15 protein-coding genes and 1 riboswitch are annotated in these 17,662 nt (G+C 59.9%); of the genes, 4 read left to right on the top strand and 11 right to left on the bottom strand.

Features of this window, described 5'->3' with window-relative positions; translation table 11 throughout:
- Position 1 precedes the first annotated feature (1 nt).
- The gene (locus tag ACIP1X_RS21800) at positions 2-439 is read left to right on the top strand and encodes a YhcB family protein (protein WP_053123671.1); all 438 of its coding nucleotides are present in this window, start codon (positions 2-4) and stop codon (positions 437-439) included.
- A gap of 387 nt (positions 440-826) precedes the next feature.
- Here ACIP1X_RS21800 and ACIP1X_RS21795 read toward each other — a convergent pair whose 3' ends face one another.
- The 7 genes from ACIP1X_RS21795 to ACIP1X_RS21765 form a co-directional block, all read right to left on the bottom strand.
- Entirely contained in the window at positions 827-1,564 is a 738-nt protein-coding gene (locus tag ACIP1X_RS21795) for an OmpA family protein (protein ID WP_053123674.1), read from the bottom strand.
- A gap of 112 nt (positions 1,565-1,676) precedes the next feature.
- The gene (locus ACIP1X_RS21790) at positions 1,677-2,321 is read right to left on the bottom strand and encodes an MBL fold metallo-hydrolase (RefSeq protein WP_053123676.1); all 645 of its coding nucleotides are present in this window, start codon (positions 2,319-2,321) and stop codon (positions 1,677-1,679) included.
- 52 nt (positions 2,322-2,373) lie between these two features.
- The gene (locus ACIP1X_RS21785; protein WP_400755017.1) at positions 2,374-5,109 is read right to left on the bottom strand and encodes a LuxR C-terminal-related transcriptional regulator; all 2,736 of its coding nucleotides are present in this window, start codon (positions 5,107-5,109) and stop codon (positions 2,374-2,376) included.
- 646 nt (positions 5,110-5,755) lie between these two features.
- A complete protein-coding gene (locus ACIP1X_RS21780) occupies positions 5,756-7,120 on the bottom strand; it encodes a DUF1329 domain-containing protein (RefSeq protein WP_053123680.1) in 1,365 nt (454 codons plus the stop codon).
- Between the two features lie 28 nt (positions 7,121-7,148).
- The gene (locus ACIP1X_RS21775; RefSeq protein WP_400755015.1) at positions 7,149-9,038 is read right to left on the bottom strand and encodes a DUF1302 domain-containing protein; all 1,890 of its coding nucleotides are present in this window, start codon (positions 9,036-9,038) and stop codon (positions 7,149-7,151) included.
- Positions 9,039-9,374: 336 nt separating this feature from the next.
- Positions 9,375-11,057: a fatty acid--CoA ligase gene (locus tag ACIP1X_RS21770; RefSeq protein ID WP_400755013.1), complete on the bottom strand. Its 1,683-nt coding sequence runs from the start codon at positions 11,055-11,057 to the stop codon at positions 9,375-9,377.
- A 271-nt stretch (positions 11,058-11,328) separates the two neighbouring features.
- A complete protein-coding gene (locus ACIP1X_RS21765; protein ID WP_053123690.1) occupies positions 11,329-11,958 on the bottom strand; it encodes a LysE family translocator in 630 nt (209 codons plus the stop codon).
- Between the two features lie 285 nt (positions 11,959-12,243).
- On the opposite strand from ACIP1X_RS21765, the gene ACIP1X_RS21760 reads away from it, so the two are divergent.
- The 3 genes from ACIP1X_RS21760 to ACIP1X_RS21750 all read left to right on the top strand — a co-directional run bounded on the left by ACIP1X_RS21760 (position 12,244) and on the right by ACIP1X_RS21750 (position 15,088).
- Positions 12,244-13,209 carry a 2-hydroxyacid dehydrogenase gene (locus tag ACIP1X_RS21760; RefSeq protein ID WP_400755011.1) on the top strand — a complete coding sequence of 322 codons (966 nt, stop codon included), beginning with the start codon at positions 12,244-12,246 and terminating at the stop codon, positions 13,207-13,209.
- Between the two features lie 32 nt (positions 13,210-13,241).
- Positions 13,242-14,240, top strand: coding sequence for a class I SAM-dependent methyltransferase (locus ACIP1X_RS21755; protein ID WP_212545528.1), 999 nt, complete (start codon positions 13,242-13,244; stop codon positions 14,238-14,240).
- Between the two features lie 51 nt (positions 14,241-14,291).
- A riboswitch (yybP-ykoY riboswitch) is annotated at positions 14,292-14,414 on the top strand.
- A gap of 89 nt (positions 14,415-14,503) precedes the next feature.
- Complete coding sequence (locus ACIP1X_RS21750; protein WP_053123696.1) at positions 14,504-15,088, top strand: TMEM165/GDT1 family protein; 585 nt, start codon at positions 14,504-14,506, stop codon at positions 15,086-15,088.
- A 123-nt stretch (positions 15,089-15,211) separates the two neighbouring features.
- Here ACIP1X_RS21750 and ACIP1X_RS21745 read toward each other — a convergent pair whose 3' ends face one another.
- The 4 genes from ACIP1X_RS21745 to ACIP1X_RS21730 all read right to left on the bottom strand — a co-directional run bounded on the left by ACIP1X_RS21745 (position 15,212) and on the right by ACIP1X_RS21730 (position 17,449).
- On the bottom strand, positions 15,212-16,030 hold the full coding sequence (locus tag ACIP1X_RS21745; protein ID WP_400755007.1) for a M48 family metallopeptidase: 819 nt from the start codon (positions 16,028-16,030) through the stop codon (positions 15,212-15,214).
- A 307-nt stretch (positions 16,031-16,337) separates the two neighbouring features.
- Positions 16,338-16,961 (bottom strand): SOS response-associated peptidase, encoded by a 624-nt coding sequence (locus ACIP1X_RS21740; protein ID WP_400755004.1) that lies wholly within the window; start codon positions 16,959-16,961, stop codon positions 16,338-16,340.
- A gap of 35 nt (positions 16,962-16,996) precedes the next feature.
- Positions 16,997-17,257 carry a putative signal transducing protein gene (locus tag ACIP1X_RS21735; RefSeq protein ID WP_007912819.1) on the bottom strand — a complete coding sequence of 87 codons (261 nt, stop codon included), beginning with the start codon at positions 17,255-17,257 and terminating at the stop codon, positions 16,997-16,999.
- 9 nt (positions 17,258-17,266) lie between these two features.
- A complete protein-coding gene (locus tag ACIP1X_RS21730; protein WP_053123703.1) occupies positions 17,267-17,449 on the bottom strand; it encodes a CPXCG motif-containing cysteine-rich protein in 183 nt (60 codons plus the stop codon).
- Positions 17,450-17,662: the final 213 nt, after the last annotated feature.

Below are 17,662 nucleotides of genomic sequence, written 5' to 3'. Positions count from 1 at the left end.
CGTGGAACACTCGCTCTTAGTTTGGTTGTTACCGACTCTTGCCCTGGTTGTGGGTGTCGCCATTGGATTCCTGATCGCGCGCGTTGCGCCGAACGCCGCGCCGAGCCGTACGCAGCGTCAACTGGATGATATCCAGGAGCGCTTCGACAGTTATCAAAACGAGGTGGTCACCCACTTCAACAGCACCGCGATGCTGGTCAAGAAACTGACCCAGAGCTATCAGGAAGTGCAGGATCACCTCGCCGAGGGCGCCAACCGTCTGGCCCTGGACGAGCAAACACGCCAGCGCCTGATGGCCGCCCTGCACGCCGATGCGGCGCAGGCACCACGCGAACGCCTGACGCCACCGCACAACAATCAAGAACCGCCGCGTGACTACGCACCAAAAACCCCGAACGCGCCGGGCATGCTTGATGAGCACTATGGTTTGAAGAAGTAAGCAGTCTTCGCTGCAAACCAAAAGCCCCCGGACAGTGAAGTGTTCGGGGGCTTTTTTGTGTCTGGGGATGTGTGTTGATTTTTAGGGCCTCTTCGCGAGCAAGCCCGCTCCCACAGGGGAACGCATTTCCAATGTGGGAGCACCAGGGTTTGAAGAAGTAAGCAGTCTTCGCTGCAAACCAAAAGCCCCCGGACAGTGAGGTGTTCGGGGGCTTTTTTGTGTCTGGGGATGTGTGTTGATTTTTAGTTCCTCTTCGCGAGCAAGCCCGCTCCCACATTTGGAATGCATTCCCCTGTGGGAGCGGGCTTGCTCGCGAAGGGGCCGGCATAGGCCACACAAAAAAATGCCCGATCACCGGATCGGGCATTTCTTCATTCAGGCAATCGCTTACGGATACTGCTGAACCGTGCCCGGCTGCTGTTGCTGCGGCGCACCATACTGCTGACCCGGAATCGCCTTCAGGTTGACTTCAACCCGACGGTTCTGCGCACGGCCATTGACGTCACCGTTGCTGGCAATCGGATTATCCGGGCCGGCACCGCGCGCCGACAGGTTGGCACCGCTGACACCTTGCGAGGTCAGGTAAGTCGCCACGCTCTGCGCACGACGCTGCGACAGATCCATGTTGTGCTGACGGCTGCCGGTGCTGTCGGTGTAGCCGACGATCTCGATCTGGTTCTGGCTGAATTCCTTCAGCGAATTCGCGAGGTTGTTCAGTGGCTGATAGAAGCTGGAAGCGATGTTCGCCGAATCGGTGGCGAACGTGATGTTGCCCGGCATGATCAGTTTGATCTGATCGCCCTGACGCTGCACTTCAACGCCAGTATTGGCCATGCTCGCGCGCAGCTTCTTCTCTTGCTGGTCAGCGTAGTAACCGTAACCGGCGGCAGAAGCACCGACTACGGCCGCGCCGATCAGCGCGCCCTTGCCACGGTTGTCGTGGCCGATGGCGGCACCGGCCAGTGCGCCGGCGAGTGCACCGAGGCCACCGTATTTGGCGGTTTTGCTCATTCCTTGGGAGCCACTGTCGGCCTGGCCCTGATTGTCATACGGGTTAGGCGAGGCGCAGCCGGACAGCAAGGCCACGGCAGTAGCGACAATAATCAAACGACGCGTGGTGAACATGAAGAGCTCCTACTTTTGCATTCTGTGGTGCAACGGCCATTGGCAATCGCCCGTGCGGGCGTTGGATCATGACAATGCACAAAAATTCCGCAGCAGACCCGTGACAAAATATTTAGGCCCGCACAAACGGGTTTTCGCGCATCTCATCCCCCAGACGCGTGTCCGGGCCATGCCCGGTCACGACAGTCGCGTCCTCGTCCAGCGTGTATAGCCGCTGCTTGATCGACCGCACGATGGTCGCCTGATCGCCGCCCCACAAATCCGTGCGCCCTACGCCGCGACGAAACAGCGTGTCGCCGGCAATCAACAGCTTAGCCTCGGAAAACCAAAAGCTCATGGAACCGGGCGTATGCCCCGGCGTATGCAACGCCACGCCGCAGCCGCAGGCGAGTTCTTCGTCGTCGCTCAACCAGCGATCTGGCGACGGTACCGGCGTGTACGGCACGCCGAACATCTGGCATTGCATCTCGAGGTTGTCCCAGAGGAACTGATCTTCTTTGTGCAAATGCAGAGTCGCGCCGGTTTTCTCTTTCATCTGCCCGGAAGCGAGGAAGTGATCGAGATGCGCGTGGGTATGGATGATGCTGACCACTTTCAGCCCATGCGCATCGAGGCGCGCCATGATCAGATCGGGATTGCCACCCGGGTCGACGACGATGGCTTTCTTGGTGATCGGATCGCCGATGATCGTGCAGTTGCACTGCAAAGGGCCGACGGGGAAGGTTTCGCGGATGAGCGCTGGGGCTGGAACGGTCATGGGAAATCCTGAGCAATGGCTCGAAAACGGCCGATGCCGGATGTTACCGTCGCTAGACCCTTAACCCCAACTCCTTCGCCCGCGCCACCGCTTGCGTGCGCCGCTCGACCCCCAACTTGCTGTTGATATGACTGGCGTGGGTTTTCACGGTGTGCAGCGAGATAAATAACTGCTCGCTGATTTCCTGATTTGAACAGCCTTGGGCGATCAGGCGCAGCACGGCCAGTTCGCGGCTGCTGAGTTGTTCTGCTGCTGAGCATTCGGCCACGGCACGGACAGCAACATGCGGCATGTGTCCGAGTAATTGCTGACCGACAAGGGTCGACGCGATCGGCGCCAATTGGGCGCGCAGCCAGTCGGTATGCCCTTTGATCAATGCATCGAAAGGCTGCAGCACGCCACCAGCCGCGGCATCCAGCGCCTGACTCAATGCCTTGCGCGCTTCCGGCTCGCGTCCACCGGCCAGCAGCAACGCCACTTTCTGCGTCAGCGCCATCACACTGAGCAACTGTCGCCCGGTTTGCTGACCGTTCTCGTGCAACACGTTCAAGCGCCCTTCGGCGAGCATCGGCTGGCCCTGAATCATGTCGAGCAACGCCTGCTGCAATTCAACGTGCAAGGGTAGTTGTGGATGAAACTCCGGTGGCGCGGCGGCGCGCTCACCGGTGTAAGTCTGGCCCAGTCGCGCCAGCCAGGCCTCGGCGAGATCGGTGCGGCCCTGCGCCAGCCACAGCTCGCATTTGACCAGGGTGATCATCGCCAGATAGTAGATCGGCGGCACGTCCCAGATGTGCATCAGCCGTTCGGCTTCGGAGAGTTCAGCGAAGGCTTTGGCGAATTCGCCGGTGGCACCGTCCAGCCGCGCTATCACGCAATGGCCGATCAACACGCTGATGTCACGACAGGCACGCGCCTCGCCGATGCCGGCCAACAAACGCGTACGGGCGACTTGCGGCTGCAAGCGCATCGCTAACAGAAAACCTTCGTATAACGTCAGCCGTGCGCGCACCGCGTACAGACGTTGCGGCGACAGACCGCGCAAGCGCTCCAACCCTTGATGCACTTCATCCAGTGCCCGCAGAATTTCGCCACGCGCCTGCAACACGCGAGCGCGATCGTAATGCGCCAAGGCTTCGAACAACGGATTGCCGACACGCTGCGCCAGCTCCAGCGATTCACGGTTGAGCCCACGGGCGCGCCACAGATCACCGTCGGCAATCGCCAGATTGGACAGCGTCGAAAGGCACATCAGACGCTGGCCATAGCGCTTGGCCGGCAGGCTCTCCAGCGCTTCGCTGCAATATTTCAGGGTCAGTTCACGATGGCCGCGCCCGCGAGCGATGATCCCGCTCAGCGCCAGCCATTGCGCCAGCATCGACTTTTGCGCGGTGGCTGAGGGTGCCGGCAGGAAGCGGCTCAAATGGCTGGAAAGTTCTTCGGCAGCATCGAGCTGACACGCCAGCCCCAACGCCCAGCTGTACAGCACGATCAGCCGTGGCGTGCTGATCAGCAGGCTGTCGGGCAAGTCCATTTTCCAGCGCAGCAGCATCCCGACGTTTTGCTCGGCCAGCAGTTGTTCTTCTGACAGGTTCTGCACCAGATTCGCCGCGACGTCGAGATGGCCGGCGCGTAACGCCTGCTCCACCGCTTCATCGAGCAAGCCTTGCGCGTTGAACCAGCGACAGGCGCGCAGATGCAGCGTCGCGGTCGGCACCATGGCCTGAGCGATCGGACGGCTGCGCAACAGATCGGAGAACAAATGGTGATAGCGATACCAGTGGCCGTGCTCGTCCAGCGGCACCAGAAACACCTGATGCGCCTGCAGAAAACGCAGAATCTCGGCGCTGTCATGGGCTTCGCGCACGGCGTCGCACAGCTCGCTGCAAAAACGTTCTTGCGGCGCGGTGTCGTAGAGAAAGGCCTGCACTTCGGCCGGCAGGCAATCGATGACTTCTTCGAGCAGGTAATCGCGGATCAGCCCTTCCCCGCCGTTCAGCGCTTGCGGTAACGCGGCATCGTTGCCGGCTTCGGCCACCGCGAGCAACCAGAAACGCAACCCGGCAACCCAGCCTTCGCTGCGTTGAATCAGACTTTCCAGTGCTTCGCCGCGCAATGAGCTGCTGTGGCGATCGAGCAAAGTCAGGGCTTCGTCGTGGGTCAGGCGCAGATCCTGTTCATGCAGTTCAAGCAACTGACGCGATAGGCGCAAACGCGCCAGATGCCAGTCCGGACGCTGGCGACTGGTGACCATCACCAGCAAGCCGTCGGGCAAATGATTGAGGAAAAATTGCAGGCAACGGTCGAGCACCGGGCCTTGGGCGAGATGGTAATCGTCGAGCACCAGCAGCAGCGGCGTCGCGGTATCGAGGTGCAGCGCCAACTCGTCAAGCAGGCCGTCGAGCCATTCTTCAAAGGCAAACGGCTGATGGCGCTGACGCATTTTCAGCAGCCCCAATGCGCGGCTGCCCACTTGGGGAAAGTAGTCCTGCAGGCCTTCGAGCAAACGTTCGAGAAAGCGCCCGGGGTCGCTGTCTCGCGGGCTCAGGCCCAGCCACAAACTTTGCCAGTGCGCCGGCAGGCTCTGACAGAACTCCACCGCCAGCGAACTCTTGCCGAACCCGGCCGGCGCGCTGACCAGCAACAATCGCCCGCCGAGCCCGGCTTGCAGGCGTTCGCACAGACGTGGTCGCAAGACGTAGCCGTCGGGCAACGGTGGACGGAAGAAACGCCCGTCCAGTGCCGCGACGGCAACGCTTGCAGGACCCGGAAGTGGGGACAGATCAGTCATGGCCGGCTCTTGTTTGAATGGCTATTGGCGGCGTTGCAGATGTCCGCAGACTAGCCTTAAACGTACCGGTAATGAAGGTTGCTGCTACAAATGGCTACAAAAGTCTTTCCAGAATGCGCCATTCGCCCCGTATTTCGACCTGTAGGAGCTGCCGAAGGCTGCGATCTTTTGATCTGCTTTGGCTTTTGATTTGGCTTCAGATTTTCGCCCCCATCGGCAGGCCGAGCGTAGGTGTTCATCCGGGGCAGGCGCGCAGCGCCGTGCGGCGTAGCCGCACACATCGAGAGGAGGTGCAGCGAAGCAAACCGTAGGCGATGCCCCCGGATGAACACCGTAGCGAGGGAACACTGAGCCTAAGCGAAGTGCCGTACGCCGGGGGCAAAGCCTTTTGCTTACTTTTCGGCGTCTGGAAAAGTGAGTCGCTGTAAGAGCGAAACCGCCAGAAGCCCCAACCGCAGCAACGGATATGCACCCAAAACCCACGGCCCAAACAAAAGATCAAAAGATCGCAGCCTTCGGCAGCTCCTACAAAGGCGGTTCGAAAGCGGTTTGACGGCGGTTCGAAGGCGCGGAGGCCGCGCAAAAAAAAAAGCCCCGAACCAGTCGGGGCGTTTTTACGAGGATGCGGCCTCGGGTTTACTGCGGTTTAGCGAACACCATCCTGACGCAGAGCGGCCGGAGTGAAATCGCTGGTGGTGGCGGTGAAGCCGAAGTCATACGCCTGCTTCTCTTCGTTCTTCATGCCCAGAGCCAGGTAACGGCCGGACTGCAGATCGTAGAGGGTTTCCAGGGCGTACCACGGCACTTGCTTGTCGTAGTAGTCCTCGGCATGCGCCTCGGCTACGCGCCACAGTTGGCCACGACCGTCGTAATGGTCGATGACCGCTGCTTGCCAGGTATCCTCGTCGATGTAGAAGTCACGTTTGGCGTAGATATGGCGCTGACCTTCCTTCAGAGTCGCCACCACGTGCCAGACGCGACGCAACTCGTAACGCGCCAGATCCTGGTTGATGTGACCGGCCTTGATGATGTCGGAGTACTTCAGCTTCGGATCGTCGAGCTTGTAGCTGTCGGAAGCGATGTACATCTCTTTCTTGCCTTCGAGTTTCCAGTCGTAACGATCCGGCGCACCGTTGAACATGTCGAGGTTGTCGGAGGTACGCAGGCCATCTGCCGCAGTACCCGGGCCGTCATAGGACACTTGTGGCGCACGGCGCACACGACGTTGACCGGCGTTGTAGACCCACGCCGAACGCGGCTCTTTAACCTGATCGAGGGTCTCGTGCACCAACAGCACACCACCGGCCAGACGCGCAGGCGCGGTCACTTTCTGCTTGAAGTAGAACAGGATGTTGCCCGGGTTTTTCGGGTCGTAATCCTTCATCTTGTCGCGGAACACGAACTGATCCTGGAAGTACACCAGGCTGTACGAGCCGTTCGGTTGCGGCGTGGCCTGGGTTACCAGACGGGTCACGCTGCCGCCGCGATAGCGGGTGATGTGGTTCCAGATGACTTCCACACCGCTTTTCGGAATCGGGAACGGTACTGCGGTTTCGAAGTTTTCCAGACCGTTGCCGCCGGACACCAGGTTGGTGTTGGTGGCGTTTTTCTTGATGGCGGCGAACACGTCATCCGGCACAGTTGCGCCACGGTGGGACGGGTACACCGGCATCTTGAAGGTGTCCGGGTAGCGCTTGAACATCGCGTACTGCCCCGGCGCCAGTTTGTCCTTGTACTTGTCGACGTCCTTGGCGGTGATGGTGAACAGCGGTTGCTCACTGGCGTAAGGGTTGGACAGGAATCCGCGCGCATCGACGCTGCCGGCATTTTTCGGCAACGGCTTCCACGCCGGGATCGAACCGTCAGCGTTACCGGCCATTTCCGCGCCCATTGGCGTCAGGCTTTTACCCAGTTTGTCGGCTTCGGCAGCCGGGACGGCCGCCATTACACCGGTCGCCAGCAACGACAGACCCAGAACACCCGCGTGGAACAGACTCTTTGTTATTTTCATAAATTCGTTCGTCCTGAAAATGCAGTGCTTAGAAGTTCACGCCGAAGCTGAGCGCAACGAAGTCGCGGTCGTCCACAGTGGTGTACTTGCCGTCAAAGAAGTTGGTGTAAGCCAGGCTGGCGGTGTAGGTGTTCTGGTATTCAGCGTCGACACCGAGGCTGACCGCTTTGCGACCTTCCTCGAAGTTACCGCCAGGGCCTGGCGAGTAGCCGCTGACGTCGTGCTGCCAAGCCACGTTCGGCTTGAGGTTCACACCGGCGAACACGTCGTTGTATTCCCAGATGGCACGGCCGCGATAGCCCCACGACGTCGCAGTGGTGAAGCCTTCGTTGGTGCAGTTGCGGCTGCGGTTGTTCTGCGGCGAACCCGGGCCGGCACCGTTGATGGTGCTGGCGTTGAGGATGTTGGCGCAGGTGTCGATGCCGCCAGTCGCAGGCAACTCGCCCGGACCGTAGACCGGGTCACGGCCGTAACGGACGTCGGAACTGCTTTCAAGACCGCCAACATGGGTCACGCCGACTTCACCCACAACGGTCAAACGGCTGGCGCCCATGACCTGATCGAAGAAGTGCGTCAGGGTGGTCTGGAACTGGGTGACTTCCTTGCGGCGATAGCCATGCAGATCCTGACCCGGAACGCCGTTGAGCAGCGAAGCGTTGGTCAGTGCGCCGCCCAGCGGACGTACACCGGCGAACAGGATGTCGGTGGAGTTCAGTTGTACCGGCGCATTCGGACGGTAGCTGACCTCACCGCTCCACGCGGTACCGGTAGGCAGGGTGGTGGAGAAGCTCAGACCATAGAGACGGATGTCTTCCGGATACTCAACGAAATACTCAGAGTTACCCGCGACCAACAGCGGCGCAAGTGCCGCGAATGGGCCTGGCAGTGCACGTGCGGTGTTGTACACCGACTGTGGCGCACCGGTGGCACTGAAGATCGGCGCACGGCTGTGGTAGTTCATGAAGTAGGCGCCGAACTCGGTATCGATCGGATCGTACATGTACTTGAAGGACGCGCCCCACTGGCCGCTGTCGCGCGCATCACGGTCGCCGCCACGGCGCACCAGCACGCCCTCTTCGTCGACGTTGACGCCGTTGGCCGCCAAAGGACCCAGCGCAATGGCCGGAATCTGCGAACGCTTGTTCAGTACGCGCAGGTTGTTGTCGCAGCCGTCGGCAATGATGTCGGGTTGCGAGAAGAACGTGCCGCAGTTGTCGACAACGGTCTGATCCCATTCCAGCTGATAGAACGCTTCGGCCGAGAGGTTTTCGGTCAGGCTCTGCGAGACGTAGAACATGTTGACCGGAATCAGGCCTTCCTTGATTTCGGCACCCGGACGGCGGAACGCGGACACGTCGATCGGGTTGATCGAGTTGATGCCGCCGCCGATGAAGGTACTTTCACCCCAGCTCACCACCTGCTTGCCCAGACGCACGGAGCCCGGCTGATCGGCGATCGAGTAGTTGTGGTAGACGAAGGCGTCGAGGATCTGCCCGCCGGAGGACTTCGCGCCTTCCTTGCGGTTGTTGTCGCTGATGTCCTTGAACTCACGGCTTTCGTCTTTGAGTTCGAAGTCGTACCAGTATTTGCCACGGACGAACACGCCGGTGTCGCCGTACTTCAGTTCAAGGTCATGGATGCCCTTGAAGATTTTCGAGAAGGTTTCGCCGCTTTTGAAGTTGGCGTGACCGTCATCGGAAGTCTGCGACAGGCCGTGGCCGCCGTTGTTGACGCCGATGAGGTTCTTGTTCGGGCTCTGAGTAGACCAACTGGCACCGAGCGACAGGGACGAGTCGAACTGACCCTCGATTTCACCGACGTTGAAACTGACGCCGAATGCGGGCCCGGCGAGCGAAGAGGCAAGACTGACCGCCAGAGGCAGTTTTGCCCGGCGCCAGAACTGGTTTACTGAGGTCATCGACGCTACTCCATGTGCATTATTGTTATGGCAGTGAGTACTTTTAAAAACGCTGTGGAGGGCCGGGCGCCAAGGCTGCCCGAAATCACTCCAAAGTTGCTCGCCCCAATCTGTGCGTGTGCTCCGTTCTTAAAAATCCTTGAACGGACTATATCCAGCAGGGGGTACTGCTTGATCCCTCTAAAGTGTGATTTGCAGTGAGCAACCACTCTGGAACAGTCCTTTCGCCAGTCCGACACTCGTCGGCACGGCAAGGATGGCTGATTTTTTTGATTTCACAAGCCAAGCGCTTGCTTGGTGGGGCTGGCGCGCCGTTTTCGGCGCGCCAGCAGACACTCAAAGTGTCGAGAGGAAGGTGCTGTTGTTGGCCTGCCATTCGGTGATGTCGAGGCGGATGCGCTTCTTGTCGAGCTTGCCAACGCTGGTCTTGGGAATTTCGGTAACAAGGGCGATCTGACTCGGGATCGCCCACTTGCTCAGGTGGCCCAATTCCACGAACGGCTTGAGGTGCTCCTTGAGCTCACGGGCCCCGATCACGTGCCCTTCACGGATCACCAGCAGTGCAAACGGGCGCTCGCCCCACTGCGGATCAGCGATGCCGACCACTGCTACTTCGCGTACCGCGACGTGACGGCTGATCAAATCTTCGAGATCCAGCGAGGAAATCCATTCGCCACCGGTCTTGATCACGTCCTTGATGCGGTCGCGGATGTCGATCACGCCCATGCTGTCGAGTGTGGCGACGTCGCCGGTGTGCAGCCAGCCGCCGGCCCAGAGCTCAGCGCCCTTTTGTGGCTCGTTGAAATAACCTTCGGTGAGCCATGGCGCACGCAGCACCAGTTCGCCCTGGGTCTCGCCGTCAGCCGGAAGGAAATTGCCTTCGGCGTCGACAATCGCCGCTTCTACCAGCGGCCCCGGCACACCGGCCTTGATCCGGTAAGTGGTGCGCTCGTCTTCGCTGCCGGCCATCAATTCATCATTGAGGTGTGCGCAGGAAACCAGCGGACCGGTTTCCGACATGCCGTAGGCGGCCGTCAGTTGAATGCCGCGCGCCTTGGCGGTTTCGTACAGCGAGCGATTGAGCGCACTGCCGCCGATGACAATCTTCCAGCCGCCAAAATCGGTGCCCTGCGCGCCTTTGGCGTTGAGCAGCATTTGCAGGATCGTCGGCACGCAGTGGGAGAACGTGACCTTCTCCTTGCGCCACAACTCCACGAGATATTCCGGATCGTAGCGCCCCGGATAAACCTGTTTGAGCCCGAGCATGGTCGCCACATAAGGCAGGCCCCAGGCGTGGACGTGGAACATCGGCGTGATCGGCATGTACACATCGTTGGTGCCGAGCAGGCGCACGCTGTCGATGGAACCCATGATCGTCGACACGCCCATGGTGTGCAGCACCAATTGCCGATGGGTGAAGTACACGCCTTTCGGGTTGCCGGTAGTGCCGGTGGTGTAGAACGTGGTCGCGACGGAGTTTTCGTCGAAATCCTGGAAGTCGTACTGCGGACTCGCGGCGGCCAGCAGTTGCTCGTACTCACCGACCAGGTTCGGCAAGTCGGCAGTCTTCTCCGGCAGATCGGTCAGCAGCAGGGTTTTCTCGACCGTGGTCAGGTGCGGCGCGATTGCTTGATAAAGGCCGACGAACTCGCTGTTGACCAGCACAAAGCGGTCTTCGGCGTGGTTCATGGTGTAGAGGATTTGTTCGGGCGACAGGCGCACGTTGATCGTGTGGATCACCGCGCCGATCATCGGAATCGCGAACATGCACTCCAAGTAACGATGACTGTCCCAATCCATCACCGCAACAGTGTCGCCGGCCTTCACACCGGCCGCCGTCAGCACGTTGGCCAGCCGCGCAACACGCTCGATCAGGGTCGGGTAGCTGTAGCGAATCTGGTCACGGTAGACGATCTCGCGGGTTTTCTCGTAACGGGCGCCGGACATCAGCAGCCGTTTGATCAGCAATGGATACTGGTAGGCCCCATCGGCCGGGGGAATGACGCGAGTCTGCAACATATGAATCCCTTTTCTGGCTGCACGGTGTTGGCATAGAGATTTGTACTCTAGAACCCTTATACGCCAGCCAAATCAGCCAAAGGAATGATTTGCAGAGCCGTACAAATGCTAGCTTTGCGCCAGCATTTGCACTCGCACTCGCACTCGCAGGACGAGCCTGAGCATGTGTAGGAGCTGCCGAAGGCTGCGATCTTTTGATTTTGTTTTTTAACAATCAAGATCAAAAGATCGCAGCCTTCGGCAGCTCCTACAGTGGGAGGTTTTGGTGGGATCAGTGCATCTCGGTGAAGGCGATTTTCACGCCGAGAGCAATCAGCACCGCGCCCATGGTGCGGTCAAACCAGTGGCCCATGCGGGCAAAACCGGCGCGTACACGTTGCTGGCTGAACAGCATCGCCACCAGGCAAAACCACACGGCCGTCGCGACCGCCAGATAAATCCCGTAACCGGCCTGCACCGACAGCGGCGTGTGCGGGTTGATCACCACGGTAAACAGCGACAGGAAGAACAGCGTGGCTTTCGGGTTGAGGCCATTGGTCACGAAACCTGAAGTGAACGCGCCGCGAGCCGTGCGTACGCCGGCTTCTTTGTGCAGATCATCAGTAACGGTTTTCGCCGGTTGCGCACGCAAGGCCTTGAAGCCGATGTACAGCAGATAAGCCGCCGCCGCCCATTTCAACGCGTTAAACAGCACGATCGATTGCGACACGATCAGGCCGATGCCGAGCAACGAATATCCGACGTGGAGGAAAATCGCCGTACCGACACCGAGTGCCGTCCAGGTACCGGCGCGACGCCCGTGGGTCACGCTTTCGCGCACCACCACGGCAAAGTCCGGGCCGGGGCTGGCGACGGCCAGCAGGTGGATCAGTGCAACGGTCAAGAACTCGGTCCAGTACATGGGGGCTCCTCTGGGGCAGCTTGGTCAATAAAAAATCTGTAGGAAACGCAGTACTTGTGGCGAGGGGATTTATCCCCGTTCGGCTGCGCAGCAGTCGTAAACCCGGCGAACGCGATTGAGCAGATACACCGAGGTGAATGGTTTTAGGGCTGCTTCGCAACCCAACGGGGATAAATCCCCTCGCCACAGGGATATGTATCCGCGGCGGGGTCTGCGTAACCAATTGTTTCATCTGGTAGGCTCGGCAGATTACGCCCAACGCTCAAAGCCTAAAAGGTACAGTTGATGACGAACACGCGCCGCGCCGTATTCCTTGATCACCCGTCGCTCGATCTTGGCGACCTCGACCTCAGTCCGTTGCGCGAGTGTTTCAGCGATCTGCAACTCTTCGCCCAGACCCTGCCCGAGCAAGTCAGCGAACGCCTGCAAAGCGCCACCGTGGCCATTTCCAACAAGATTTTGATCGACGCCGCCGCGATGGCCGCCAACCCCGATCTGAAGCTGATCCTGATCACCGCCACCGGCACCAACAACGTCGACCTCGCCGCCGCCCGCGCTCACGGCATCACCGTGTGCAACTGTCAGGGTTACGGCACGCCATCGGTGGCGCAACACACGATCATGCTGCTGCTCAACCTCGCCACGCGTCTGGCCGATTATCAGAAAGCCGTCGGCGAAGGTCGCTGGCAGCAGGCGAAACAGTTCTGCCTGCTCGACTATCCGATTGTTGAACTGGAAGGCAAAACCCTGGGTTTGCTCGGTCACGGCGAACTCGGTGGCGCGGTGGCGCGACTGGCCGAAGCCTTCGGCATGCGCGTGTTGCTCGGACAGATCCCCGGGCGCCCTGCCCGCCCGGATCGTCTGCCGCTGGACGAACTGCTGCCGCAAATCGACGCCCTCACCCTGCACTGCCCGCTCAACGAGCACACCCGCCACTTCATCGGTGCCCGCGAACTGGCGTCGATGAAACCCGGCGCCTTCGTGGTCAACACCGCGCGTGGCGGTTTGATCGATGAACAGGCGTTGGCCGATGCGCTGCGTAATGGTCACCTCGGCGGCGCCGCGACGGATGTGTTGAGCGTCGAGCCGCCGACTCAAGGCAATCCGCTGCTGGCCGCCGACATTCCACGTCTGATCGTCACGCCGCATAACGCTTGGGGCAGTGTTGAAGCGCGGCAGCGCATCGTCGGTCAATTGACCGAAAACGCTCAGGCGTTCTTCAGCGGTAAGGCGCTGCGGGTCGTCAGTTGATAAACTGCGGCACTTTTTTTTGAGGAGCAGTTATGGATCCGCGCAGTGAAGTACTGCTTCGTCAGCCCGAGTTGTTTCAAGGTTCGTTGTTGTTGGCCGGTTTGCCCGCCGACGATCTGCTCGGGCGCTTGCCCAACGCCTTCGGCTGGTGCTGGCATGCCGGCGATCAAGCGGCGCTGGACGCTCGCTTCGAAGGTCGCAGCCATTTCGGCGTGAATGTTCCGGAGCGTGAGTTTGATAGCGCTGTGGTGTTCTTGCCCAAGTCCAAGGATCTGACCGATTACATTCTCAACGCCGTGGCCTCGCGTCTGGCCGGGCGAGAAGTGTTTCTGGTCGGGGAAAAACGCAGCGGCATCGAAGGTGCGTCGAAACAGCTCAATCCGTTCGGCAAGCCGCGCAAACTCGACAGCGCGCGTCACTGCCAGCTCTGGCAAGTCACCGTGGCCAACGCGCCAGAAACGAAATCGCTGGAAAGCCTCGCGCAGACTTATGAATTGCCGCTGGCCGAAGGCCCGCTGAAAGTGATCAGCCTGCCGGGCGTGTTCAGCCACGGTCGTCTTGATCGCGGCAGCGCCCTGCTGCTGGAACATCTGGACAAATTGCCGAGTGGCCATCTGCTCGACTTCGGTTGTGGCGCGGGTGTCTTGGGCGCGGCGGTGAAGCGTCGCTATCCGCATAATCAGGTGACGCTGCTTGATGTCGACGCGTTTGCCGCTGCCAGCAGTCGTCTGACATTGGCCGCTAACGGTCTGGAGGCCGAGGTGCTGACAGGCGATGGCATCGATGCGGCGCCGATGGGTTTGAGCGCAATTTTGAGCAATCCGCCGTTCCATGTCGGCGTGCACACTGATTACTTCGCCACCGAGAACTTGCTGCGAAAAGCGGCCAAACATCTGAAAAACGGTGGCGAACTGCGCTTGGTCGCGAACAGCTTCCTCAAGTATCAGCCGCTGATCGAAGAGCATCTGGGCGTGTGCGCGATCAAGGCCGAAGGCAATGGCTTCCGGATTTACCGGGCCAAGCGCGGCTAGAACTTCTTTCAAAAAAGAGGCTTGCTCAATCGGATTTGCCTAGGCAGAATCCGCTCCGTCCTAGGGGAGTAGTCTCCCACGAGCGCCAAGCTCGTCCGGCATACGTCAACATACTTGATCCTCAGATCATGGCGTATGCGACCCAAGCGTCCGCATCAGACGGATCGCAGGGTTTGACAAGACCTATGACACGCACACCTTACCCGGGGCGGGAAGGCTGTACGTGTCATAGCCGTGTCGACCCGCCCCTTAGGAAAATCCTGATGCTGGACTCGTTACTCGTTCCCACCGCAATCGTTGCCTTGGCCGAAATCGGCGACAAGACGCAACTGCTCGCGCTGATTCTCGCCGCTCGCTTCCGCAAACCCTGGCCGATCATTGCCGGTATTGTCGCCGCGACCCTGGCCAACCACGCAGCAGCCGGTGCGGTAGGCGCCTGGTTCGGCAGTTTCTTCTCGAATGCGACGCTGCACTGGATCCTCGCCGCGAGCTTCACGGCCACGGCGCTGTGGACGTTGGTGCCAGACAAAATGGACGACGATGAAAGCAGCACGGCTCGCAAGTTCGGGCCGTTCCTGACCACGCTGATTGCGTTCTTCCTGGCTGAAATGGGTGACAAGACTCAGGTCGCGACGGTGATGCTCGCCGCGCAATACCCTGACTTGTGGCTGGTGATTATCGGGACGACGGCGGGCATGTTGATTGCCAACGTGCCGGTGGTATTGGCCGGTAACTTTGCCGCCGACAAATTGCCACTGACCCTGATCCGTCGCCTCGCGGCGTCGGCGTTCATGATTCTGGCAATTGTCGCGGTGTACAAAGCGATGCAGAGCAGTGGTTGGGTTTAACCCTGAGAGAAGGATCGTTCCGACGCTCTGCGTGGGAATGCAACCGGGGACGCTCTGCGTCCCATTGGAACGCGGAGCGTCCCTTGAGGCATTCCCACGCAGAGCGTGGGAACGATCACCGACTCAGGATTTCGGAGCTAGTTCGTACAGCGGCATGACCTTTGGAATCGCGGCCTGCAACGAAGCAATCCGGCTAGCCGATGCCGGGTGAGTGCTCATGAACTCCGGTGGTGAACCTTCCGATGCCTTGCTCATCTTGTCCCACAGGGTGATCGCGGCATTCGGGTTGTAACCGGCGCGGGCGGCCAGTTCCAGGCCAATCAGGTCAGCTTCGTTTTCGTTGGCGCGGCTGTTCGGCAGCGTCATGCCGTAATTGGCCACGGTGTCGGCCAGCGCCAGGCTGTCCTGCCCCAGACCGAGCAACGCACCCGCGCCCTGCTTGGCCATTTCAATCCCGTACGCCTTGGACATCGCCTCACGGCCGTGCTCGCGCAAGGCGTGGGCAATTTCATGGCCCATGACAGCAGCGATTTCATCGTCGGTGAGTTTCAGGCTGTCGATCAGCCCGGTGTAGAAAATGATCTTGCCGCCGGGGCCACAGTTGGCGTTGAGCTCGTCACTCTTGATCAGATTGACTTCCCATTTCCATTGCGCCGCATCGGGGCGGAAGTTCGGCGCCTGAGCGATCAAACGGTCGGCGATCGCCTGAACGCGTTTGGCGTCGCTGCTGGTCTTGTCCAGCACACCTTTGGTGGACGCTTCACCGACGGTCTTCTGATACGACTGGGCATACATCTGGTCGACCTCTTGCGAGGACAGCATGCTGAACATGTACTGCTTGCGCTCTACACCCACGGCGCCGCCGCTGGTGGTGTTGACCGACTGACAACCGGCCAGCAACAACGCTGCGCTCAGTGCACTTACAACCAATGTCTTGTTCATTCAAAAGCTCCCTGAAAACCTGCCGGGTATCCTAGGCGGGTAATTGTATCGACGCCAGATACAACGGACGTGTTGCAGTGACTTTCAGAAATGTCCCACAGTTCAAAAGCACCTCACCCTAGCCCTCTCCCGGAGGGAGAGGGGACTGATTGGGGGATATTCAAGAAGTTCGCCGACCTGAACGATCTGCTTTGAATCCATAATCGACTCGATTTCTCAGGTCGATGTATGAAGCAAGACACCTCGATCAGTCCCCTCTCCCTCCGGGAGAGGGTTAGGGTGAGGGGCTCTTGATAGACCAGACAACTCAACCCGGCGTCAAACACTCCGGTCCATTGAGCTTCGGATCATTGATCAGATTCGCCAACACCCGCTCCCGCAACACCGCCGGCTCACTCGCCAGCAACGCCTGCAACACATGCAACGGCGTCTCGGGATCCAGCCACGCCGCCTGCCCCGCCTCATCCAGAATCAACGGTCGGCGCTGACTCGACGCCGACTGCGTAATCACTGCCGTACTCAACCAGATCTGTTCCTGCACCGGATACGCCTCCCAGATCGCCGCGAAAAACAGCGAGGCGCCCTCCCCCGGCGTCAGCCAGTACGGGCGTTTGCGCTGAGTCCCGCGCCATTCGTAAAAACCATTCGCCGGCAGCAGGCAGCGACGTTGACGCAGCGCCTCACGGAACATCGGCTGTTCGGCCACGGTTTCCGCGCGAGCATGCGCGGGTGTTTTCGACAGGTCGGTCAGCCACGGCGGCGTCAGCCCCCAGCGGGCGCGGGCCAGCGTGCGTTCGCCGGCGTCACCGGCACGCAGCATCAACACCGAATCGTTGGGGGAAATGTTCCACTGCGCCTGCTGATCGGCGGGAAAACCTGGCAGGGCCGCGAAATCGCGGTTCCAGCGAAACAGGGCATAACGTCCACACATGGGGCAACAAGACTCTAAATAAAACGATCGTCAGCCTAACAGACCAGCGTCCCGGGGAAGCTCTCCGGTTCATCGCCGGGCAGCGGCAGCGCGGCATTGTACGCGGTGATCAGCTCGCGGGCGTATTCGGCCTGATCGTTGTCGACCGACAGCCCGAGCAAGCCGAAGATCGGCAACTCACCGGTGCCGCCGAGCAAATCGCGGCCAATCAAGTGCGCCTCAATGCCCTCGCTGGCGAGCATGCCTTTGAGCATTTCGCCTTCCATCAGGTTTTCCGGCTCGTAGATTCGCTGCATGGGCGCGCCTCACTCGTTTTCGCTGAAGACTTCCAGAAACCAATCCTCTCCGTGTACCTGCAAGACGAACGTGATCGGCCGGCAACACACCTGACAGTCCTCAATGTAGGTCTGATCACCGCCGGACAGATCCACCGTCGTTTCAACTTGCTCACCACAATACGGACATTCGTACAGTGCGCTCTCCAGCATCGCGGTCTCCCAAGTGACTTGTGCGTATAATCGCCGGTCTATTTGCAGGGCTATTTTTGTCTGGCTGACTTTTCAGACCGTGCCCCGTTGGTTTTCGATCAAAACCTTTACTTACCCTAGCCGTTTCTAACAAGAGAGCATGATGGGCGAATTCGATGCCATCCGACCTTACGACGACAGCGAAGTACCTGTGGTACTGGCAAGACTGCTCGG

The organism is Pseudomonas sp. NPDC088885 (assembly GCF_044750025.1).
Lineage (GTDB): Bacteria > Pseudomonadota > Gammaproteobacteria > Pseudomonadales > Pseudomonadaceae > Aquipseudomonas > Aquipseudomonas rustica.
The sequence above is the reverse complement of the archived record's forward strand: the minus strand, read 5'-3'. Positions and strand labels throughout refer to the sequence as shown.